General features: G+C 60.2%; 23 protein-coding genes. 17 read left to right on the top strand and 6 right to left on the bottom strand.

Going from position 1 to position 20,010, the window contains the following annotated elements:
* The 10 genes from J5J09_RS01405 to J5J09_RS01360 all read left to right on the top strand — a co-directional run bounded on the left by J5J09_RS01405 (position 1) and on the right by J5J09_RS01360 (position 9,794).
* Positions 1 to 2,307, top strand: coding sequence for a chemotaxis protein CheA (locus tag J5J09_RS01405; protein ID WP_208547940.1), 2,307 nt, complete (start codon positions 1 to 3; stop codon positions 2,305 to 2,307).
* 19 nt (positions 2,308 to 2,326) lie between these two features.
* Positions 2,327 to 2,794: a chemotaxis protein CheW gene (locus J5J09_RS01400; protein WP_208547939.1), complete on the top strand. Its 468-nt coding sequence runs from the start codon at positions 2,327 to 2,329 to the stop codon at positions 2,792 to 2,794.
* Complete coding sequence (gene cheR / locus J5J09_RS01395; RefSeq protein ID WP_208547938.1) at positions 2,791 to 3,696, top strand: protein-glutamate O-methyltransferase CheR; 906 nt, start codon at positions 2,791 to 2,793, stop codon at positions 3,694 to 3,696. The genes J5J09_RS01400 and cheR overlap by 4 nt, the downstream gene beginning before the upstream one ends.
* Positions 3,693 to 4,745 carry a chemotaxis response regulator protein-glutamate methylesterase gene (gene cheB / locus J5J09_RS01390; RefSeq protein WP_208547937.1) on the top strand — a complete coding sequence of 351 codons (1,053 nt, stop codon included), beginning with the start codon at positions 3,693 to 3,695 and terminating at the stop codon, positions 4,743 to 4,745. Before cheR ends, cheB begins: the two co-directional genes overlap by 4 nt.
* Positions 4,745 to 5,134, top strand: a complete 390-nt coding sequence (locus tag J5J09_RS01385) for a response regulator (RefSeq protein WP_208547936.1) — start codon at positions 4,745 to 4,747, stop codon at positions 5,132 to 5,134. The genes cheB and J5J09_RS01385 overlap by 1 nt, the downstream gene beginning before the upstream one ends.
* Positions 5,131 to 5,685 carry a chemoreceptor glutamine deamidase CheD gene (cheD, locus tag J5J09_RS01380; RefSeq protein WP_208547935.1) on the top strand — a complete coding sequence of 185 codons (555 nt, stop codon included), beginning with the start codon at positions 5,131 to 5,133 and terminating at the stop codon, positions 5,683 to 5,685. The genes J5J09_RS01385 and cheD overlap by 4 nt, the downstream gene beginning before the upstream one ends.
* 70 nt (positions 5,686 to 5,755) lie before the next feature.
* Complete coding sequence (locus tag J5J09_RS01375; protein WP_246745884.1) at positions 5,756 to 6,085, top strand: hypothetical protein; 330 nt, start codon at positions 5,756 to 5,758, stop codon at positions 6,083 to 6,085.
* 117 nt (positions 6,086 to 6,202) lie between these two features.
* On the top strand, positions 6,203 to 7,894 hold the full coding sequence (gene fliF / locus J5J09_RS01370; RefSeq protein WP_208547933.1) for a flagellar basal-body MS-ring/collar protein FliF: 1,692 nt from the start codon (positions 6,203 to 6,205) through the stop codon (positions 7,892 to 7,894).
* A gap of 466 nt (positions 7,895 to 8,360) precedes the next feature.
* A complete protein-coding gene (locus J5J09_RS01365) occupies positions 8,361 to 9,029 on the top strand; it encodes a helix-turn-helix transcriptional regulator (RefSeq protein WP_246745883.1) in 669 nt (222 codons plus the stop codon).
* Positions 9,030 to 9,086: 57 nt separating this feature from the next.
* A complete protein-coding gene (locus J5J09_RS01360) occupies positions 9,087 to 9,794 on the top strand; it encodes a helix-turn-helix transcriptional regulator (RefSeq protein ID WP_246745882.1) in 708 nt (235 codons plus the stop codon).
* A gap of 38 nt (positions 9,795 to 9,832) precedes the next feature.
* On the opposite strand, the gene J5J09_RS01355 is transcribed toward J5J09_RS01360, so the two are convergent.
* The 6 genes from J5J09_RS01355 to motA form a co-directional block, all read right to left on the bottom strand.
* Positions 9,833 to 10,273 (bottom strand): hypothetical protein, encoded by a 441-nt coding sequence (locus J5J09_RS01355; RefSeq protein ID WP_208547930.1) that lies wholly within the window; start codon positions 10,271 to 10,273, stop codon positions 9,833 to 9,835.
* Positions 10,270 to 11,361 (bottom strand): flagellar biosynthesis protein FlhB, encoded by a 1,092-nt coding sequence (gene flhB, locus J5J09_RS01350; RefSeq protein ID WP_208547929.1) that lies wholly within the window; start codon positions 11,359 to 11,361, stop codon positions 10,270 to 10,272. Before flhB ends, J5J09_RS01355 begins: the two co-directional genes overlap by 4 nt.
* Positions 11,362 to 11,527: 166 nt before the next feature.
* The gene (gene fliG, locus J5J09_RS01345) at positions 11,528 to 12,565 is read right to left on the bottom strand and encodes a flagellar motor switch protein FliG (RefSeq protein WP_208547928.1); all 1,038 of its coding nucleotides are present in this window, start codon (positions 12,563 to 12,565) and stop codon (positions 11,528 to 11,530) included.
* Between the two features lie 27 nt (positions 12,566 to 12,592).
* On the bottom strand, positions 12,593 to 13,204 hold the full coding sequence (fliN, locus tag J5J09_RS01340; protein ID WP_208547927.1) for a flagellar motor switch protein FliN: 612 nt from the start codon (positions 13,202 to 13,204) through the stop codon (positions 12,593 to 12,595).
* 66 nt (positions 13,205 to 13,270) lie between these two features.
* Positions 13,271 to 14,227 (bottom strand): FliM/FliN family flagellar motor switch protein, encoded by a 957-nt coding sequence (locus J5J09_RS01335; RefSeq protein WP_208547926.1) that lies wholly within the window; start codon positions 14,225 to 14,227, stop codon positions 13,271 to 13,273.
* Positions 14,224 to 15,096 (bottom strand): flagellar motor stator protein MotA, encoded by an 873-nt coding sequence (motA, locus tag J5J09_RS01330; protein ID WP_208547925.1) that lies wholly within the window; start codon positions 15,094 to 15,096, stop codon positions 14,224 to 14,226. The genes J5J09_RS01335 and motA overlap by 4 nt, the downstream gene beginning before the upstream one ends.
* 176 nt (positions 15,097 to 15,272) lie before the next feature.
* Here motA and J5J09_RS01325 point away from each other — a divergent pair, with 176 nt between their 5' ends.
* The 7 genes from J5J09_RS01325 to J5J09_RS01295 all read left to right on the top strand — a co-directional run bounded on the left by J5J09_RS01325 (position 15,273) and on the right by J5J09_RS01295 (position 20,000).
* On the top strand, positions 15,273 to 16,052 hold the full coding sequence (locus tag J5J09_RS01325) for a DUF1217 domain-containing protein (protein WP_208547924.1): 780 nt from the start codon (positions 15,273 to 15,275) through the stop codon (positions 16,050 to 16,052).
* A gap of 1 nt (position 16,053) precedes the next feature.
* Positions 16,054 to 16,788 (top strand): flagellar basal-body rod protein FlgF, encoded by a 735-nt coding sequence (gene flgF / locus J5J09_RS01320; RefSeq protein WP_208547923.1) that lies wholly within the window; start codon positions 16,054 to 16,056, stop codon positions 16,786 to 16,788.
* A 22-nt stretch (positions 16,789 to 16,810) separates the two neighbouring features.
* Positions 16,811 to 18,205 (top strand): flagellar protein export ATPase FliI, encoded by a 1,395-nt coding sequence (gene fliI / locus J5J09_RS01315; RefSeq protein WP_208547922.1) that lies wholly within the window; start codon positions 16,811 to 16,813, stop codon positions 18,203 to 18,205.
* 2 nt (positions 18,206 to 18,207) lie between these two features.
* Entirely contained in the window at positions 18,208 to 18,765 is a 558-nt protein-coding gene (locus J5J09_RS01310) for a flagellar protein (RefSeq protein WP_208547921.1), read from the top strand.
* Positions 18,766 to 18,851: 86 nt separating this feature from the next.
* A complete protein-coding gene (gene flgB, locus J5J09_RS01305) occupies positions 18,852 to 19,241 on the top strand; it encodes a flagellar basal body rod protein FlgB (RefSeq protein ID WP_208547920.1) in 390 nt (129 codons plus the stop codon).
* Positions 19,242 to 19,245: 4 nt separating this feature from the next.
* Entirely contained in the window at positions 19,246 to 19,665 is a 420-nt protein-coding gene (gene flgC, locus J5J09_RS01300; RefSeq protein ID WP_208547919.1) for a flagellar basal body rod protein FlgC, read from the top strand.
* Positions 19,662 to 20,000, top strand: coding sequence for a flagellar hook-basal body complex protein FliE (locus J5J09_RS01295; RefSeq protein ID WP_208547918.1), 339 nt, complete (start codon positions 19,662 to 19,664; stop codon positions 19,998 to 20,000). The genes flgC and J5J09_RS01295 overlap by 4 nt, the downstream gene beginning before the upstream one ends.
* Positions 20,001 to 20,010 lie beyond the last annotated feature (10 nt).

The raw sequence follows: 20,010 nt of genomic DNA, 5'->3' as shown, positions 1-20,010 counted from the left end.
ATGGATATGAACGAAATCAAAGAGATCTTTTTCCAGGAGTGCGAGGAACAGCTCGCGGAACTGGAATCCGGTCTGCTGAAAATGAACGACGGGGATCGCGATCCCGAGACGGTCAATGCGGTGTTCCGTGCCGTCCACTCGATCAAGGGTGGTGCCGGTGCGTTCGGCCTCGACGATCTCGTGGCCTTTGCCCACGTTTTCGAGACGACTCTTGATTGCGTTCGGTCCAACAAGCTTGAGCCCGGCCCAGAAGTTATGAAGGTCATGCTGAAGTCGGCCGACGTGCTGGCGGATTTGACCAACGCGGCTCGCGACGGCGGCAGCGTCGACGAAAGCCGCTCCAGCGGTCTCGTCAAGGAACTCGAGGCTCTCGCAAACGGGGAAACGCCGCCGCCGAGCGCCGCCCCGGCTCCGAAGGCAGCGGCCCCCGCGCCAGCGCCGAAGCCGGCAGCACCTCAGGCCGCCGCACCCGCGCCGACCGACGACAGCGGCTTCCAGCCGATCCCGTTCACCTTCGACGGTTTCGGTGGCGAGGAAGAAGCATCGATTGTGCCGTCCAAGTTCGATGTCTCCTTCAAGCCGCGCCGCGAGCTCTACGCCAAGGGCAACGAGGCTGCGCTTCTGTTGCGGGACCTGTCCCGCGTCGGCGAGATGAGCATCCATTGCAACATGGACGATCTGCCTTCGCTGGAAGACATGGATCCGGAAGCGGCCTATTTCTCCTGGAAGATCCAGGTCACCGCCGAAAAAGGCGAAGAAGCCGTCCGCCAGGTATTCGAATTCGCCGAATGGGACTGCGACCTGGAAATCAAGCCGCACGAGGAACCGACTGCGGAAGCCGCTGGCGAAGAGCCGCCGATGGTGCCGGTGCCGTTCGATCTGTCCATCCTGGATGACGCGGGTTCGTCCGAAGCCGGCGAAGCAGCGGAATCGACCGAGAATGCCGACGTTCAAGCGGCTGTGGCCGCGGCCGAGACCGCGACAAATGTCATGAACATGGCTGCAGGCGCTGCGAAAGCAGACCGCAAGGAAAGCGCCGCTGCGGCCGCCGCCGCTGCCGCCCAGAACAACGCCGCCGCCGCTGCGGCTGCGAATGCCGCTGGCCAGACCATCCGCGTTGATCTCGACCGCGTCGACCGCCTCATCAACCTGGTGGGCGAGCTCGTCATCAACCAGGCAATGCTGTCGCAGAGCGTCATCGAGAACGACAACAACGGTGCCTCATCGATCAACATGGGTCTGGAGGAGCTGCAGCAGCTCACCCGCGAGATCCAGGATTCGGTCATGGCGATCCGCGCGCAGCCGGTGAAGCCGGTCTTCCAGCGCATGTCGCGTATCGTTCGCGAAGTCGCCGACATGGTCGGCAAGTCGATCCGCCTCGTCACCGAAGGTGAAAACACCGAAGTCGACAAGACGGTCATCGACAAGCTGGCCGAGCCGCTGACCCACATGATCCGTAATGCTGTCGACCACGGTATCGAAAGCCCCGAAAAGCGTGCAGCCGCCGGCAAGAACCCGGAAGGCACGGTCAAGCTGACCGCGAAGCATCGTTCGGGCCGCATCGTCATCGAACTCGTCGATGACGGCGCCGGCATCAACCGCGAGCGCGTCCGCCAGAAGGCTATCGACAACGATCTGATCGCGGCCGATGCCAACCTGACGGATGAGGAAATCGACAACCTGATCTTCATGCCGGGCTTCTCCACGGCCGACAAGATCTCGGATATCTCCGGTCGCGGCGTCGGCATGGACGTCGTCAAGCGCTCGATCCAGGCTCTCGGCGGTCGTATCTCGATCACCTCGCGTCCGGGCCAGGGCTCGACCTTCACTATGAGCCTGCCGCTGACGCTCGCTGTTCTCGACGGCATGGTCGTCACGGTTGCCGGCCAGACGCTCGTCGTGCCTTTGACGGCGATCGTCGAGACCCTGCAGCCGGAAGCCGAGAACATCCACTCCTTCGGTGCGAACCAGCGGCTCATCTCGATCCGTAATTCGTTCTGCCCGCTCGTGGACGTGGGCCGTATCCTCAACTTCCGCTCCACCCAGGCCAATCCGATCGAGGGCGTCGCACTTCTGGTCGAATCGGAAGGTGGCGGCCAGCGGGCACTGATGGTCGATGCCATTCAGGGTCAGCGTCAGGTCGTTATTAAGAGTCTTGAGGCAAACTACACGCACGTGCCGGGCATCGCCGCGGCGACGATCCTCGGAGATGGCCGCGTGGCGCTCATCCTCGACGTGGATGCTGTCGTCGCCGCTTCGCGTGGCCAGTCGTTGAAACAGGAAATGTCGTTGGCAGTAGCAGGCTGAGTATAGGGTAGAGAGGTCGATGTCGTACGCCGTCAAGAATCTGAGTCAAGGGAGCCGGGAGATTATCGCCTTCCGGATCGGCGACCAGGAGTTCAGCGTGAACATCATGTCAGTGCGGGAGATTCGTGGCTGGACGCAGGCCACGCCGCTGCCGCACGCACCCTCTTACGTCATGGGCGTGATCAACCTGCGCGGAGCGGTGCTGCCGATCGTCGATCTAGCCAAGCGACTGGCCATGAAGCCGGCCGACCCGACACCCAGGCACGTGATTATCGTGGCACAGGTCAAGAACCGCATCATCGGCCTTCTGGTGGATGCGGTTTCCGACATCCTGACCGTCACGGACGACGACATACAGCCGACCCCCGAGGTCTCTTCCGACCTCGAGAAACAATACGCCCGCGGAATCCTCGCGATCGACAAGCGGATGATCTGCTTGATTGAGCTGGGGGCACTGTTCCCCGAATCCGAAAGTGAAGCTGCATGACACTGCTACAGGCGACATCGAGACTGCATGACGACGAGGTGCTGGCGAGCGGCGAGTACCCGCTGACCCGGCGCGACCTCAACGAGATTGCCGCGATGATCTACTCCGATGCCGGGATCGCGCTGAACGATTCCAAGGCTTCGCTCGTCTATTCACGGCTGTCTAAGCACATCCGGGCCCTCGGCCTGCGCGGCTTCCGCGAGTATTGCGCGCTCGTCTCCTCTCCGGAAGGCGCCACCGAACGCCGCGAGATGCTCTCGCACCTGACGACCAATTTCACCCGCTTCTTCCGCGAAAACCATCACTTCGAGCATCTTCGTGATGCGGTTTTGCCCGAACTGATCAGCCGCGCGAAGAGCGGTGGGCGTGTTCGCATCTGGTCGGCGGCCTCGTCCGACGGTCAGGAGCCGTATTCCATCGCGCTGACGGTGCTGCAGGCGCTGCCGAATGCCGCCGACTATGATTTCAAGATTCTCGCGACCGATATCGACCCGAAGATCCTGGCAGTTGCCCGTCAGGGTGCTTACGACGAGCAGGCTCTGGAAACCGTGAGCCCGGCCATGCGCAAGCAATGGTTCCGCGAGGTGGACATCAACGGCCGTCGCAAGTTCCAGATCGACGACAAGGTGAAGAGGCTGATCACCTACAACGAACTCAATCTCATGGCCCAGTGGCCGTTGAAGGGACCGTTCGATGTGATCTTCTGCCGCAACGTCGTGATCTATTTCGACGAGCCGACGCAGATGCGCATCTGGACCCGTTTTGCCGGACTTCTGGCGGAAGGAGGCCACCTCTATATCGGCCATTCCGAACGGGTCTCCGGCGAATCGAAGAACCTTTTCGACAATATTGGCATTACCGCCTATCGCTACATCGGCAAGACGGGGGGCAGGAAGGCATGAGCAATCCCGCCCGCGTTCTTGTCGTCGATGACAGTCCGACCATGCGTGGCCTCATCACGGCCGTTCTCAGTCAGGATCCCGAGGTAAACGTCATCGGTCAGGCCGGTGACGCAATGGAAGCGCGCGCGGCGATCAAGGAACTCAATCCCGACGTCGTCACTCTCGACATCGAGATGCCGAACATGAACGGCCTTGAGTTCCTCGAGAAGATCATGCGTCTGCGTCCGATGCCGGTGATCATGGTGTCGACACTGACGCACCAGGGTGCCGACGCCTCGCTGACCGCACTCGAAATCGGAGCCTTCGATTGCGTCAGCAAACCAATCCCAGGAGAGCGCAATCCGTTCGGTGATCTGGCCGAGAAGGTGAAGGCGGCGGCCCGTTCGCAATGGCGCTTCAGCCATCATCGCGCCGCATCGCCGCCGCCGGCCGCCAATGCGGCTCCCGCTGCCGAATTCCGCGTCGGTCGCAAGATTGTTGCGATCGGTTCGTCGACCGGTGGCGTGGAAGCGCTGATCACGGTGTTGCAGAAGTTTCCGCGCAATTGCCCTCCCACGGTGATTACGCAGCATATGCCGCCAACCTTTACCAAGAGCTTTGCCGAGCGGCTGAACCGCTTGTCCGCGCCGGTGGTGGAGGAAGCCACGGATGGGGCTCGGTTGGAGATTGGCAAAATCTATCTGGCGCCCGGCGGCGATCGTCATCTTCAGGTGGTGAACGCGTCTGCACCGTGCTGCCGTCTGGTTGAACGTCCGCCTGTCAACGGCCACAGGCCGTCGGTGGATGTGCTCTTCGATTCCGTCGCCGAACTGGCAGGCAGAAACGCGGTCGGGGTGATACTGACCGGAATGGGCCGCGATGGAGCGGCAGGATTGCTCAAGATGCGGCACGCAGGTGCCCGCACCCTTGGGCAAAATGAAAAAACCTGCGTGGTTTATGGCATGCCTCGCGTCGCCCAGGAGTTGGGTGCCGTCGAGCAGCAGTTGCCACTTGGTTCCATCGGCGAAGAGATCCTGAAACTTACCGCCCGAAAAGAAGGTATCGAATAATGTCTATAGCTGAAAAAATCAAAGTTCTGATCGTCGACGATCAGGTCACCAGTCGTTTGCTCTTGAGTGATGCTCTGACCCAGCTTGGCTTCAAGCAGATCACTGCTGCCGGTGACGGCGAGCAGGGCATGAAGATTATGGCTGCGCAGCCGCATCACCTGGTCATCTCGGACTTCAACATGCCGAAGATGGACGGCCTGGTCTTCCTTCAGAACGTCCGCGCCAATCCGGCGACCAAGAAAGCGGCGTTCATCATCCTGACCGCGCAGGGGGACCGCGCCCTTGTCCAGAAGGCGGCGCAGCTCGGCGCGAACAACGTTCTCGCAAAACCGTTCACCATCGAAAAGATGAAGGCCGCCATCGAGGCGGTATTCGGAGCCCTAAAATGATAGAGGAAAGCGCTGCAAAGCGGGTCCACATAATACAAGGCGAATACAAGGTAGTGAGTGACCCCAACGTGGTCCTCTCCACCATTCTCGGTTCGTGCGTGGCCGCTTGCTTGCGCGATCCGGTCGCCGGAGTCGGTGGCATGAACCACTTTCTCCTTCCGGGTTCCGCTACTCCCGGTTCGGGGGGAGGGGACGCGACCCGCTACGGCGTTCACCTGATGGAACTTCTGATCAACGGCTTGTTGAAACAGGGCGCGCGGCGCGACCGGCTGGAGGCGAAGGTCTTCGGCGGTGCGAAGACGATAGCGACCTTCTCCAATGTCGGCGAACAGAACGCGGCCTTTGCGATGCAGTTTCTGCGCGATGAAGGCATTAATGTTGTCGGTGGCTCGACGGGTGGCGAGCATGGCCGCAAACTGGAGTTCTGGCCCGTCAGCGGCCGCGCCCGCCAGTATCCCCTCACCGGAGCGGAAACGCAGCGCACCGTCGCTCTCGAGCAGAAGCCGGTACCAGTCAGCAAGCCGGTCGAGGATTCGATCGAGTTCTTTTAACGATCACGCGGTACGCCGCAGAGTATGTATGGAGACCACGACCGTGGATGAGACGTTGCCGGAAGTGCTGATGCGTGTCGTGTCCGAGTTGCACGATGTGGCGTATTTGATCGAACGTATCGAACCTCAGATTCTTGAACTCGGCGGCGAGACTATTCTTCAGTCTCCCGATGCGCTCAAGGTCATGCAGGGGATCGATCTTGCCGTCCAGAAGGCGCGCGGCCTGGCAGAGTTCATTGACACCATAACCGGCACCATCCCGGACAACTGGGTGGTCGACGTCTCCACGGCGCTCAGCCTGGTCAAGCTCGCCGACATGCAGAAGGCTCTTGGCGCCGGTATCAGGCACGGGCATTCGCAGCCGTTGACGAAGGCCGCTGGCGACTTCGACTTCTTCTGATTGTCCCTCTACTTCATCTGTCTTTCACCAAAACGAAACGTTCGCACAAGTTTCGGCTTCTATTGTCCCTGCAAGGGCAAAAAGCCTTGAACCCTTCGTTTGACGGTGTGAGACAGAATGAATCTGTTAAATCAATTAGTTCAGGTCTTTAAGAACCTGGCGGAGCTAGGGCAGGCGCGTTTGATGGCCTTGGCCGGCGTCGCTGTCTTGTCGATCGCAGTGATTCTGGCGGGGGCGTTCTACGTCAACAAGCCCGCCTTTGAGACGCTTTATGTTGGTCTCGAAACCGTCGACCTGAACCAGGTTTCCATTGCACTCGCCGAATCGAACATTGATTTCGAGGTCGGAACGGACGGGAAAAGCATTCGCGTTCCCGTCGGCATGACCACCAAGGCGCGCCTTCTGCTCGCTGAGCGCGGTCTGCCGAACAGCGCCAATGCCGGCTACGAGCTCTTCGACAATGTCGGGTCCCTCGGCCTGACCTCGTTCATGCAGGAAGTCACCCGCGTCCGGGCGCTGGAAGGCGAAGTTGCACGCACCATCCAGCAGATCAGTGGCATCGCGGCTGCGCGGGTTCACATCGTCATGCCCGACGTCGGAAACTTCAGGCGTGGTGAACAGAAGCCGACAGCATCCGTCATGATCCGGGCAAGCGCCACGGCCGGCCGCAAGGCCGCCGCATCGATTCGGCACCTGGTCGCATCTTCGGTTCCCGGCCTCGACGTCGAGGACGTGACGATTCTTGATTCGACGGGCCAGTTGCTGGCATCTGGCGACGAGGCAGGCGGCACGGCAAGCCGGTCCCTCGGCGTCGTACAGTCGGTGCAGCAGGAGATCGAGACCAACATCGACAAGGCCCTGGCGCCCTTCCTCGGCATGGACAACTTCCGTTCATCCGTCACGGCAGTCCTCAACACCGATACGCAGCAGATCCAGGAAACGATCTTCGATCCGGAGTCGCGCGTCGAACGCTCGGTCCGGATCACCAAGGAAGCGCAGAAGTCGCAGCAGAGCCTGCAGGATACGGCCGCGACCGTGGAACAGAATGTGCCGCAGGGTAACGTCCAGGGCGGCGCCGGCGGTCCGAGCTCCAATGACGAAAGCGACAAGAAGGAAGAACAGACCAACTACGAGATCAATTCGAAGACGGTAGCGACAGTCAGGAACGGCTATACCGTCGAGAAGCTTTCGGTCGCCGTCGTGGTCAATCGCGGCCGTGTCGCCAAGATGGTCGGCGAGCCCGTCGACCAGGCCAAGATCGACGCCTATCTCGCGGAGATGCAGAAGATTGTCGCCTCCGCAGCCGGTCTCGATACTGACCGCGGCGACGTAGTCACGCTGACCGCCATGGAATTCCTGGAGAATCAGCTTCTCGAGGAAAGCGCGACCGGCCCCAGCGTCACGGAAATCCTCAGCCGCAATCTCGGTGGCATCATCAACTCGCTGGCCTTCGTCGCCGTCGCCTTCCTGATCATCTGGATGGGCATCCGTCCGATGGTCCGCTCCGTTGGCGGAACCAGCTCCAGCATCGCCACGGGCGGTTCCGAAGAGGCTGCTGGCCTGGAACTGCCGGACTTCTCACCCGCCCTCGGCGGTGCCGACGCAGGCGCATCGCTCATGGACGGTTTCGGCTCCGACTTCGGGTTCGATTCGACCGACGATCTTCTCAACATCGGCGACGATCCGAATTCCGGCTTCAATCGTCGGGTCAAGGAAGGCCCCGAGCGTCGTCTGTCGCGCATGGTCGAAATCAGCGAAGAACGCGCCGCGAAGATCCTCCGCAAATGGGCAGTCGACAAGGCAGCTTGATCGGCAAAGATACCGCACAGACAGAACGCGTCGCCCCCGGGGCGGCGCGTTTTACTTTTGGCACCCAGCGAGGGTCGCGTAAAAGCCATCTATCATATTTGAAAGCCCAATGGTGTTGCGTTTCCCCAGCTCCCATCCCTTTGGAATCAGGGTTTTCAACTGCTGTCGCCATCAGTTCTACGACGGTTTCACTTCACTTCTGCTTGTCTTCACGGGTGAAAACTGGGGACTCCCAAAAAACGGGTTATCGCGCCTTCGAATTTAAGGCTTACTATGCCTGTGTGATTCGATGATCGAATTGAAGCTTGCAGGTCGGGAAATGGCGGCATTCCGACGGCACGCGACGAGATCGAAGCTTGCCGTTTCGTCCCGGAGAGGGGGAAACACGATGGAAGTGGGGTATCGCAAGGAGCAGCCGGGAGAAGCCACGGGCATCGTGGTCGGCACAAGGACTCTCGGCCACGGCATGACGCGCGAGCAGATGATCGCGCGGCTTTCGCTGGCGGCGGGCGCTGGCAACGTCGCGGCGGGCTTGCGTATCCTCACCGAGTATGTCGGTGCATCACTCTATCTTTTGGCCAGATACGACCTGGTCCAGGAAGCCGGTCTCGATTTCGTTGTCTGCTCCAACTGGCCCTTTGATATGGTGCGCCGTGTGGAGTCCGAGCTGGCGGCAAATTACGCCCGCACCACCGAATTCGAGAAGTGTCAATCGATCCTTCACCCGCGGTTTGCCCTCTTGCCGGATGACGCCGAGGTGCCGTCCGACATCGACCGGCATTTCTGCTCGCTGACGTTCAACGTGGGACGAACCCGGCTCGCCCTGCTGATGCTGTTTCCGACGGATGTGGTGTTGTCGCCCGAGCGGCTGCGCGAGACCGGCCTGCTGGCGGGATACTGTGTCAGTCTGTCGACCTCCCGAGGCCAGAAGACCGACAGGGAATTCGAGTTGACCGAGCGCGAGCTCGAATGCCTCTACTGGATCGCCGAGGGCAAGACCAGCGACGAGATCGCGATGATTCTCGGCATTTCGAGAAACACCATCAACAACTACATCACCAGCGTGATGCGCAAGACGGCGACCAAGACGCGATCGGAAGCGATTGCCTACGCCGTTCGCAACAATCTCGTTTAGGGCTGGGACGCGACCATGACTTACACCGGCGACCATACGGAAAAAGGGCGGCTTGAAATGCCAGCGGTCCAGATCCGCAATGCGGTTAGTAGGTCGGACGTCTTTCCAAAGTTCCTGTCGATCCAGAAGTCACTAAATACGCGCAGCTTTGCTTTCCTGAGGGTTTCGGGCGCCAGTCTGCCGGGCAAGCGTCGTCTGGAAACGCAGATGGAAAACTGGGATCCCGTCGTCGGGGGTGGATCGGCTGCATTTGTCGGCGCCTATGGTGATCAGCTTCTGCAGCATCTCGATGTGTCGATTCTGCCGATGGTTTGGAACGCCCAGGACGGCGAGGGGCTTGCCGACGTCTACGATTTCGCGCCGTTCGTTATCCAGTTGAAGCAGCGGCTTTTACCCAATTCAGGCATTGCGTTTCCGGTGCGTCTCGGCGCGGTCGGAAACGGTGTTGTGATTTTCGCAAGTAATCTGGAGATCGACCTTTCCGGCGAGGCGATCCTCGACGCGCATGGCCGTTGCTGCAAGCTGGTTATGGAGGTGCTGGCGCTCGAGGAACGTCGGCTCAGCCCCTCCGATGCGCTTAGCGATCGGGAGATCGCCTGTCTTCAGCTTGCCGGTGACGGGCGCATCAGCGAGGAGATCGCCGAAAAGCTCGGCCTTTCCGTGCATACCGTAAATGCCTATCTCGGCTCGGCGACAATAAAGCTCGACTCGGTGAACCGCATACAGGCGATAGCCAAGGCGATTCGCCTTGGCTACATCCACTGACAACTGATCGAGTGTTTTTCGCGTAGAAACGGGCCGGCTCACCCGTGAACCGGCGACCCATGCTGTTTGATGAAGCGCGACTCTTCCAGAGCCTGTGCCAGAAACGCCGTGTTTTCATGTGGGTCGGCGCTGGGCTTTTCGAAGGCGATGTGGTTGATCTCAAGCCCGGCCTGGCGATCGCCCAGGCTGAGCTTGGCGTAAATCGTTACGTCCTTGGGTCGTATTTCCAGATCCAGCGAGACCTCCGGCATCTCGCCCCAATCCAGCCGATATTCGCCGCCCGCTCCAAAGATCACGGTTCCCGGATGGAAATAGAGCTCGGCAGCTGACGCCACCAGATCGGACAGGCTGCTGTAGAACTCGAATCGCAGCAGCGCGATCAAATCCGCCGCATCGAGCAGGCGTAACTCTGATGCAACCGGGCTTATGGCGCGTGCAACGATCTTTTCCCGCTCGTCGGTATAGGGGCTTTTTTTCATTTTCTTCCGGGTACCCGTTGTTTCTGAGCCTGCTTGACGTAAACCCGGTGCACGAGTTCCGCCACGGCCTTGTAGAAAACTGACGGGATGACACTATCCACCGAGACTTGCGCAAACATGGATCGTGCAAGCGGAGGATCTTCGAAAATCGGAATGCCGTTCTGACCTGCAATCTCACGAATCTTAAGCGCGATGAGGTCCTGGCCCTTGGCCACCACCACCGGAGCGTCGTTTTCCTCCCGCACATAGCGTAGCGCGACCGCATAGTGCGTCGGGTTCGTGATCACCAGGGTTGCTCTCGGCACGTTGTTGATCATGCGCCGGCGCGCGCGGTCGCGGGCGATCGATCTCTGGCGCGACTTAACGATCGGGTCGCCCTGAGACTGTTTGTATTCGTCCTTGATCTCCTGCTTGGTCATACGCAACTCGCTGTACCAATGGTGCCTCGTCCAAAAGAGGTCCACGGCGGCAAGAACTGCTGTGGCGGCAAGAATGACGAGCATAGCCTGCCGCATGAGCACGTCGATTCGGGTGAATACAGTCTCCGGTTCCGAAAACATCGCGTCGAGGATCGCGAAATAGTCGTCGCGCATCACCACGACCATGATGACCGACACGATAATGATCTTGAAAAGCGATTTGCCGAACTCCACCAGCCCCTGGGCGCTGAAAAGCCTGTTCCATCCCTTGATGAGCGAGATGCGGTTGGCCTGCGGTCTGATTCGCTCCAGCACGAACTGCGGCATGTTCTGCGCGAAAGCGGAGACGAGTCCGGCGAAAATAAAAAGCGCCATGACGGGAATGAGCAGGGAAGCAGACGCCCAGCCGAGATGGACGAAGAGCGACACCACGTCGGAAGCCGTTGCGATGTGCCACTGGTCAGGTTGTTCGAAGAGGTCGCGCAGCGTTTCGCCGACGCGCGCCACCCCGTCGGGCACGAAAAACACAAGATAGAGGTAGAAGGCGAGCGAAGAAGCGAAAATCGCCACCTCTCGAGAAACCGGTACATTGCCCTTCTCGATCGCGTCCCGCAGTTTTTTCTCTGTCGGGTCTTCTGTTTTACTCTCTTTGTCCTCGTCGTCGGCCAAGATATCGCCTCGTCGTTAGGGCGTGCGTGCGCGCCGATACGCAGGTTTAGGACCGTCGTTGCGACGGAGGTATGTTTCAGTCAGATGCTGCTAAAACGTATAACTCCGGCCGTTGTCGCGCAATCGGCCGGAGTTCGTGGTGCGGGTTATCAACAAGGTGCTTGTGTCAGGCGGCCTCTTCGCCACCTTCCGTTTCCTTGAGCTGAATCTGCCCGGCATTGGCGAGCCTGATCGCTTCCTGCGCCACGGCGCGGCGGGCGATCGCGATTTCGCGCGGATTGATACCGGTCGCGCCGGCGCCGAGATCGGCCTCGATCATGCGGCGCGAGCGCGGGCTGATCGAGGACAGGACGATCTCGCGGATCTCGGCATTGGCGCCACGCAACGCCATCGTGAGGATTTCGCCGGATATGTCGTTGAGCAGCATGACGCGGCTGCGCTGCGGCATCGCCAGCAGGTCCTCGAACAGGAAGATCTTCGGACGCACCTTGTTGACGGCTTCCTTGCTGATCGATTCGAGCGAGTCGAGCAGGGTATCGACCTGCGGCTTGTCGAGTTCGTTCATCAGTTCGGCCACCTTGTTGGTGCCGGTGGAGTTCTTGTCGGCCTCGATCTCCGCGATCAGGTCCTGAATCCGGTTCTCGATGATCTGTGCCGCCTTGGGGCTGACATTTTTCAGATTGACGGTCCTGTTCATGATATCGGCGCGCCGGCTTTCGGGCAGCTTCAGCAGAACCTTGGCACCAAAGCCGGAGGGCAGCATCGACAGGATGTATGCGACGGTCTGGGGATGTTCGCGCATCAGATAGCGGGCGATGAAGTCCGGTTCTGCGTCCTGCAGACGGTCCCAGATGGAGGCCTCGAAGGCCTGGAAGGCGGTGCGGCGGCCGAGCAGGCCGTCGACTTCCTCGGGGGTCAGGCCTTCCTCAAGGATGGCCTCGATCGCCCGGGCATTGTCCATGAGGCCCGCACCTTCGGTGAACAGGTCCTCGAATTCGTTGACGAGATCGTTGAGCTCGTCCGGTGGAATGGCGCGCAGGGTCTGGGCCGAGGCGATGATCGTCTGCAACTCGGCCTGTGTGAAATACTTCAGCAGCTTGCCGGCAACGCCCTTGCCCATGGCCAGCAGCACGGCGGCCGCCTTGTCTGCCTGGGAGAGCGGCTTGCCGACCGCAGTGCTACCAAAGTCGTCAAAGTCCATCATGGTCTTTCCCCTCTGGCCCTAACTGGGTCAGTGCGCCTTAGTACTCAATACTTCAATCAGCTTGACACCGAAACGGGTGTCGTCATTTTCCAACACGGTGATTTCGCCGCGAGCTATCTTGCGGCCGTTCACCATGATCTCGACCGGTTCCCCGATCTTCTTGTCCAGCGCGATAATGGCGCCTTCCTCGAGACTCATCAGTCCCGAGACCTGCATGCGGCTTGAGCCGAGCACGATCTGAACCTCGATCGGAATATCCATGATCAGGTCGAGGTTTGCCGTCAGTGCGCTGCCGGGAGCCTGCATGCTCGACGACGAATCACCAAAGGAGGCGCCGCCGCCGAAATCGTCGCCACCGAAGTCGGTACCGCCGCCGAGGTCGGAACCGAGATCGCCACCGCCGAAGTCGCCGCCGCCAAAGTCCGAATCGAACGACGACGTTGTCTCTGCTTCGCCGCCGGCCGCCGGAAAATCGCCGAAATCGGCGCTGAAGTCACCGCCGAGTTCAGGCAGTCCGCCCTCCTCGTCGGCTTTCAGCACGCCGCGAAGGTCGCCGACCGCCTGGTCGAAATCGGCATCGGTCGCCGCCGGAAAATCCAGCGCGTCTTCTTCGGTCACAGATGTCTTTTTCGTAGCCATGAAATCATTATTCCTGTTGAAACTTGCCTCAACCTGCCCGTTGTACCCTAGCGGCGATTTTGCCGCTCATCCCATCAGATGGCGGAGGATGTCGTCGTCGGTCGTGACGTTGTCCTTGACCCGAACCGTGTATTTCTCGCCCGACCGTCCAAACTCGCACCTGTAGAGGTCCTTGCCGTTGGCGCTGACATCCACCGTGACGTCGCCACGTTCCTCGAACGCGATGACGTCGCCGACGGCCAGACGCGAGACGGTGCCAAGCGTGAGCGGCTGGAGCCTTATCCTCGCCTCGAGCGTCACCTGGGAGCGTCGTACCTGCTCGGCCAGATGCTCCGACCATTCGGAATTGCGTCCGCCCTGTCCTTTCGAACGCGGTATTGTGACGACGGTCTTCAGCAGCGCCTTCTGCGGAATGATCAGGACGAACTCGGAGACGACTTCGCCGAGGTCGATACCCATCCGGATCGCAACGGCGTACTCGTCCTCGTGATCCTCGTCCGGCTTCGGCCGGTCCTCGGCGTTGTGGGCCTTTTCGAGAAGCGTCTCGAATCCACCCGGCGCGTTGACGCCCGAGCGCAATACGCTGCCGATCTTTTCGAACACCATGCTGGAAAGATCGAGTTCGATGCCGGAAAGCGGCCGTTCGATTGGCTGCTCGATCGTTCCCGACAGGGCGCCGAGCAGGTTTTCCATCAGCGTGATGATGAAGGCGTTGCCGCAAGCAAGCACGAAACTCGGCGACCAGTTGCGCAACGAAGCATCGGTGAGGGCGACATTCTCGCCCAGATCGGCGATCAGGTCGTTCTTGAGGCCGGATTCGTGGCCCTTGTAGTAGACGGTCACCGTCAGGCCGGTTTCGCTGTGGATCACGTCGGGCAGGAACTCGACATAGAGCCGTCCGACATCGCTGCAGAGCCGGTCCAGCGTCTTTCTGTCGCCCAAGCCGCCGGTCAAGCGGGCGAGCAGCGCGCGATCCATGGTCGGGGTGGGGGAGGATTGGGTCTCGGTTTCGCTCATGCTCATGCCGCCTTGTTCTCACCGCCGGGGTTCATCATTTCTTGCTCGACGGCGTCGATCGACGGACGTTCGTAGGCCGAAATCGTCTTGCGGCCATACTCCAGCGCGACCTGCGGCACGGAGCCGTTCATGTAGGCGAGCAACGTCTGCTTGACGATGATGTAGAGGCGATGCTGCTTGGTGCGGACGATCTTGATTTGCGAGGTCAGCGGGTTGCACAGGCAGTAGGACAGGAAGATGCCGAGCATCGTGCCGACAAGCGCGGCGCCGATGAGACCGCCCAGAACCTCCGGCGACTCGTTGATCTTCGCCATGGCTTTGATAACGCCGAGAACCGCCGCGATGATACCGATGGCCGGGAAGGAATCGCCGATTGCCAGGATCGAGTTGTATGGCTTCATCTTGTCATGGAGGATCGTGTTGATTTCCTCATCCATCAACGCCTCTATCTCGTGGCTGCGGGCATTGCCGATGATGATGAGGCGGACGTAGTCACAGATGAAAGACGTCAGTTCCTTGTTCTTCAGGACCGACGGCGCCGCCTGGAAGATCGGCGATTCGTCCGGGTTGTCGATGTGCGCTTCGATTTCGTTACGCGACTTCGTGCGAAGGTCGCGCATCAGCGAGTAAAGGCATCCAAGGACGTCCAGATAGGCGCGTTCCTTGGGCACGGCGTGTTTGAATGCCTCGCCGATTGCTTTGCCGGAATCCTTTACCACCTTCATCGGGTTGCCCATGATGAAGGCGCCGACCCCGGCGCCGCCGATGATGACCAGCTCGAAAGGCTGGACCAGAACGTCGACATGGCCGCCCATGGCCATGAAGCCGCCCAACACGCAGCCTACGGTGATCACAAATCCGATGATGATATTCATGTCGTGCCCAACCAGAACGTTAAGTCTCAGACTGGACGATAGGCACAGTTCCTTGCGTGAGGCTGTCGATTTTCCCCTTCATGGTTTGTGAACCTACAAACAGTTTCGCACAAGCCTTTGCTGCCATTTAGAGCGATAACGGAAGCCCGATTGTTTCAATCAAGAGGCAGAAGGCCGTGACGACAACATATATCAGCTATCAGCAGATCAGCGGCAATATAGGCAAGTCGATCGAGCGCATATCCCAGAAGCCGGATGTCGCGCGCGAGACGGAATACTATTTGTCGCGTATCGGAGAGATCAAGTCGGTCGACGAATTCATGGCCGATACACGTCTCTACAATTACGCCTTGAAAGCCCATGGTCTGGAAGACATGGCCTATGCCAAGGCGCTGATCCGCAAGGTCCTGACCGAAGGTGTTTCAAGTGAGGACGCCTTCGCCAATCAGCTGAGCGACAGCCGATATGCTGGCCTGGCCGAGACGCTGAACTTCGAAGCGTTCGGCGAGGCTGCGACGTCCTTTACCAAGGCGCAGCAGGGCGTGGTCGACATGTACATGCGCCAGTCTCTCGAAGAGGAGGCCGGTGAAGACAATACCGGCGTCCGGCTTGCGCTCTACTTCGAGCGCAACGCCTCGAAGATCACGTCCGGCTACGACATTCTCGCCGACGATGCCTTGGCCGAAGTGGCGCGTGTCGCGCTTGATCTGCCGGACGAGATCGCTGCGTCCGACATCGACAAGCAGGCGCAGTACCTCGAAAAGCGCCTGAGCATCGAGGAGTTTCAGGATCCTGAATATGTCGGCAAGTTTCTGGAGCGCTTCACCGCGATGTGGGAGCTCAAGAACCCGTCGCAGAATTACGATCCGCTCGCCGTATTCGGCTCATCCGCCGGCCATGGCATTTCCGCGGATCTGCTCATCTCCATTAATTCGTTGAAGCTAGGAGGCAGCTAAGTTGCAGTCCGGATTGTATGTTTCCCTGTCCTCGCAGATCGCGCTGGAACGGCGTCTGACGACCATCGCCGACAACATGGCCAACCTCAACACGGTCGGCTTCCGGTCGACCGAGGTCAAGTTCGACGAGGTTCTGAGCAAGACGCAGAACGACCTGAACGCCAAGATCGCCTTCGTGTCGCAGGGCAACGACTATCTCTCGACCCGCTCGGGTGAACTGCAGCAGACCAACAATGCGCTCGACTTCGCCGTGAAGGGTGACGCATGGTTTGCGATCGATACGCCCGTCGGCATGGTGTTGACCCGCGACGGCCGCTTTACCATTCAGGAAACCGGACAGCTGGTGTCGTCCCGGGGATATCCGGTGCTCGATGCTGGTGGCGCGCCGATACAGCTCAATCGCGCTGGCGGACCGCCGGAAGTCGGCGCTGACGGCATGATCATGCAGGACGGCGTCCAGGTGGCGCAGCTCGGTCTCTTCACCGCCGATGTCCGTGAGGGCTTCTTGCGCTACGAAAACAGCGGCGTGACGACGGTCGACGATCCGCAGCCGGTTGTCGATAACGCCGAAATCTCCGTTCTTCAGGGCTATATCGAGAATTCCAATGTCAATGGCATCGGTGAAATGACCCAGCTCATTCAGGTCAACCGTGCCTTCGAAAGCATCTCGTCCCTGATCACCGAGAGCGAGCGGACGATGTCCGAGGCGATCAGAACGCTCGGCGGATCGAGCTGATCCGCGTTTCCGGGAGTGAACCATGATCGAGCTTGATGCCCCGCCGGTATCGGTAACTGGCAAGCTGACCCAATTGGTGGGCCTTGCCGAACGCTATGCCGCGCCCGAGCATGCGGTGACAAACGGGGGGCATGTCCGGACCATCGCGGCCGGCCACTACACCGTCACAGGCCTCTCGCGCCATGTCCGGCTCGGCGAATTTGTCGCCCACCGCAGTGCAACCGGCATTCATCTCGGTGAGGTCGTTCGGGTCGAGCCCGACGCGGCCTATGTCTGTCCGATCGAGCCCGGCGAACCGATTGGCATCCATGACGTGGTCATACGCAAGGGCGCGTTTCGCATCGCTCCCAATGAAAGCTGGTGCGGACGAACCATAAATGCCTTGGGCGAGCCCATTGATGGCAGGGGGCCGCTGGCGCCGGGCGACGTCCGCAGATCCATTTCCGCAAGCGCTCCTCCGTCGATGGCCCGGCGCCGGGTCGATGAAGGTTTTCGCACCGGTGTCCGCGCCATCGACATCTTTTCGCCGCTCTGCCTTGGACAGCGCCTCGGCATCTTCGCCGGCTCCGGCGTCGGCAAATCGACGCTGCTGTCAATGCTGGCCCGCGCCGATGCATTCGACCGCGTCGTGATCGCCCTCGTCGGCGAACGCGGTCGCGAAGTCCGTGAGTTTATCGAGGACACGCTTGCCGACAACATGTCGAAGTCGATCGCGGTCGTCGCGACGAGCGATGAAAGCCCGATGCTTCGCAAGATGGCGCCGCTGTCCGCGATGACCATCGCCGAACACTTCCGCGACAAGGGAGAAAACGTTCTCTTCATCGCCGACAGCATCACGCGCTTTGCCCACGCCATACGCGAGGTCGCCATGGCCGCCGGCGAACCACCGGTCGCACGCGGCTATCCGGCTTCTGTGTTCACTGAACTGCCACGCCTTCTGGAGCGCGCCGGCCCCGGCGAGGAAGGCCAGGGCACCATTACCGCGATCATCTCAATTCTTGTCGATGGCGACAACCATAACGACCCGATCGCGGATTCGACGCGCGGAATTCTTGATGGCCACATTGTGCTTGACCGCAGCCTTGCCGAGGAAGGGCGCTATCCACCGATTAACCCGCTGGCCTCGATTTCCCGTATGGCGCGCAAGGCCTGGACTCCGGAGCAGGAAAAGCTGGTCAGTCGCCTGAAAACGCTCATTCACCGTTTCGAGGAAACCCGTGACCTGCGTCTTATCGGCGGTTACAGGACCGGCAGTGATCCCGATCTCGATATGGCGATCAAACAGGTACCGGTTGTTTACGAAGTGCTGAAACAATTGCCGTCCGAGCGGCCCACGGCTGACGCTTATGCCGATCTCGCCAACGCTCTGAAATCTGCTGCCGGGGGGCAGCCTGTCGCGGCAAAGCCGAGGGGGTAGCAATGACCGAATCCGAAACCGTCCAGGTCGAATCAACGCATCGGCAGCCGAACGCGTCACCGGTAATCGACAAGTTGCTCGCGGGCGCGGGCATCGCCCTGGCCTGCGCGGCGGCAGTATTCCCGTGGTATGTGTTCTTCAACGAGGAAAAGTTCGGCGTGCGCGTCGCGGCCTGGGAGAGGACGCGTGATCTGCCGGAGGGACCCGCCCGCAACGTCTTCAGTGTTTCGCCGCTCGCCATGGTCGACAAGGACGACGATGGAGCTGTTTCCGAGGATGGCACGGGCGTGGATGCCGTAACGACGGCAACCGTCTCCAACCTCGGAGAGGAAAAGACGGCGGTCGATTCCCCGGCGGCGAGCGCCCAACCATTTCCTGGTCGCAGCGGTTTCAGGCTGCTTCACGTAGCCAATGGCCGCGCGCTCATCGAGGACGATTCGGGCATGTTCATGGTGCGCGTCGGATCGGTTCTACCGGATAACAGCAAGGTCGCGACGCTCGAAATGCGTGACGGCAAATGGGTTATTGTCACCTCCACCGGTGCTATCTACGAGAACTGATAAGGCGCCGCATCGCGGCGCCGTGCTGGGTAAGTCCCACGCAAGATTAACGGCCTAGGTTTCAGCCAGAACGATTGGAGAAACCTATGAATCCCATCCAGCTTTTTTCCCTGGCCTCCAGGCAGGCTGAATGGCTGAGCATCCGCCAGGAGGTGGTTGCCGGCAACATCGCCAACGCCGCAACGCCGAAGTATCGCGCGAAGGAGATCACGCCGTTCAGCGCCGTTCTCGATTCCACGAGCACCAGCGCGATGGCGAGGACGCATCCCGCCCACATGGCCGCACTCGGCAGCAAGGGCGACGTGAATGTCGAGGAGGCCGACCTCAACAACGAGATCGGCGTCCAGGAGTCCGGCAACACAGTCTCCCTTTCGGGAGAACTCTCCAAGACCGGCGAGATCAAGCGTCAGTTCGAACTCAACACCAATCTCGTCTCATCCTTCCATCGCATGATGTTGATGACGGTAAAGAGGTAAGATCATGGATTCTTTGGCAGCGTCCCTCAAGATCGCCGGCAGTGGCATGGAGGCCCAGTCCACCCGCCTGCGTATCGTCTCGGAAAACATCGCCAACGCTCGTTCGACCGGCGACACGCCAGGTGCCGATCCCTATCGGCGCAAGACGATCACGTTCGGCGCCGAGGTTGATAAATTGACGGGTGCCGAACTGGTCGACGTCAAGAAGCTCGGCGTCGACGACTCCGACTTTATCGAGGAATACGACCCGAGCAGCCCGGCGGCCGACGAGCGTGGCATCGTCAAGATGCCGAACGTCAACATGCTGATCGAGATGGCGGACATGCGCGAGGCCAATCGCAACTTCGAAGCCAATCTCCAGACCGTCAAGCAGACGCGCGAGCTGATCTCCGCGACCATCAACCTTCTGAAGGCCTCTCAATGATTGATACTGTTCAGAACGTAGGTTCTCTCTCGCTGACGGGTGGTCTCGGCTCGATTACCGACGACATGTCGACGACGACGAGCCTGACGCCGTCCGTCACGCCCGGAATGCAGACGGGCGGGAGCTTTGCCCAGGTTCTCGGCGACATGGCGACGGACGCCATGAACAACGTCAAGCAGGCCGAGTTCATGTCTTTCGAAGGTATCAAGGGCACCGCCAACACCCGCGAGGTCGTTGACGCCGTGCTCGCAGCGGAACAGTCGCTGCAAACCGCCATCGCGTTCCGCGACAAGATCGTGAACGCCTATCTCGAAATCACCAAGATGCAGATCTGACTGAGCTGAG

It is taken from the genome of Ciceribacter sp. L1K22 (assembly GCF_017599385.1).
GTDB lineage: Bacteria > Pseudomonadota > Alphaproteobacteria > Rhizobiales > Rhizobiaceae > Allorhizobium.
The sequence above is the reverse complement of the archived record's forward strand: the minus strand, read 5'-3'. Positions and strand labels throughout refer to the sequence as shown.

Bases quoted from the DNA above. Each gene is read 5' to 3' on its own strand.
- J5J09_RS01405 (WP_208547940.1), top strand. From the start codon at position 1: ATGGATATGAACGAAATCAAAGAGATCTTTTTCCAGGAGTGCGAGGAA.
- J5J09_RS01400 (WP_208547939.1), top strand. From the start codon at position 2,327: ATGTCGTACGCCGTCAAGAATCTGAGTCAAGGGAGCCGGGAGATTATC.
- cheR (WP_208547938.1), top strand. From the start codon at position 2,791: ATGACACTGCTACAGGCGACATCGAGACTGCATGACGACGAGGTGCTG.
- cheB (WP_208547937.1), top strand. From the start codon at position 3,693: ATGAGCAATCCCGCCCGCGTTCTTGTCGTCGATGACAGTCCGACCATG.
- J5J09_RS01385 (WP_208547936.1), top strand. From the start codon at position 4,745: ATGTCTATAGCTGAAAAAATCAAAGTTCTGATCGTCGACGATCAGGTC.
- cheD (WP_208547935.1), top strand. From the start codon at position 5,131: ATGATAGAGGAAAGCGCTGCAAAGCGGGTCCACATAATACAAGGCGAA.
- J5J09_RS01375 (WP_246745884.1), top strand. From the start codon at position 5,756: ATGCGTGTCGTGTCCGAGTTGCACGATGTGGCGTATTTGATCGAACGT.
- fliF (WP_208547933.1), top strand. From the start codon at position 6,203: ATGAATCTGTTAAATCAATTAGTTCAGGTCTTTAAGAACCTGGCGGAG.
- J5J09_RS01365 (WP_246745883.1), top strand. From the start codon at position 8,361: ATGACGCGCGAGCAGATGATCGCGCGGCTTTCGCTGGCGGCGGGCGCT.
- J5J09_RS01360 (WP_246745882.1), top strand. From the start codon at position 9,087: ATGCCAGCGGTCCAGATCCGCAATGCGGTTAGTAGGTCGGACGTCTTT.
- J5J09_RS01355 (WP_208547930.1), bottom strand. From the start codon at position 10,273: ATGAAAAAAAGCCCCTATACCGACGAGCGGGAAAAGATCGTTGCACGC.
- fliG (WP_208547928.1), bottom strand. From the start codon at position 12,565: ATGATGGACTTTGACGACTTTGGTAGCACTGCGGTCGGCAAGCCGCTC.
- fliN (WP_208547927.1), bottom strand. From the start codon at position 13,204: ATGGCTACGAAAAAGACATCTGTGACCGAAGAAGACGCGCTGGATTTT.
- J5J09_RS01335 (WP_208547926.1), bottom strand. From the start codon at position 14,227: ATGAGCATGAGCGAAACCGAGACCCAATCCTCCCCCACCCCGACCATG.
- motA (WP_208547925.1), bottom strand. From the start codon at position 15,096: ATGAATATCATCATCGGATTTGTGATCACCGTAGGCTGCGTGTTGGGC.
- fliI (WP_208547922.1), top strand. From the start codon at position 16,811: ATGATCGAGCTTGATGCCCCGCCGGTATCGGTAACTGGCAAGCTGACC.
- J5J09_RS01310 (WP_208547921.1), top strand. From the start codon at position 18,208: ATGACCGAATCCGAAACCGTCCAGGTCGAATCAACGCATCGGCAGCCG.
- flgB (WP_208547920.1), top strand. From the start codon at position 18,852: ATGAATCCCATCCAGCTTTTTTCCCTGGCCTCCAGGCAGGCTGAATGG.
- flgC (WP_208547919.1), top strand. From the start codon at position 19,246: ATGGATTCTTTGGCAGCGTCCCTCAAGATCGCCGGCAGTGGCATGGAG.
- J5J09_RS01295 (WP_208547918.1), top strand. From the start codon at position 19,662: ATGATTGATACTGTTCAGAACGTAGGTTCTCTCTCGCTGACGGGTGGT.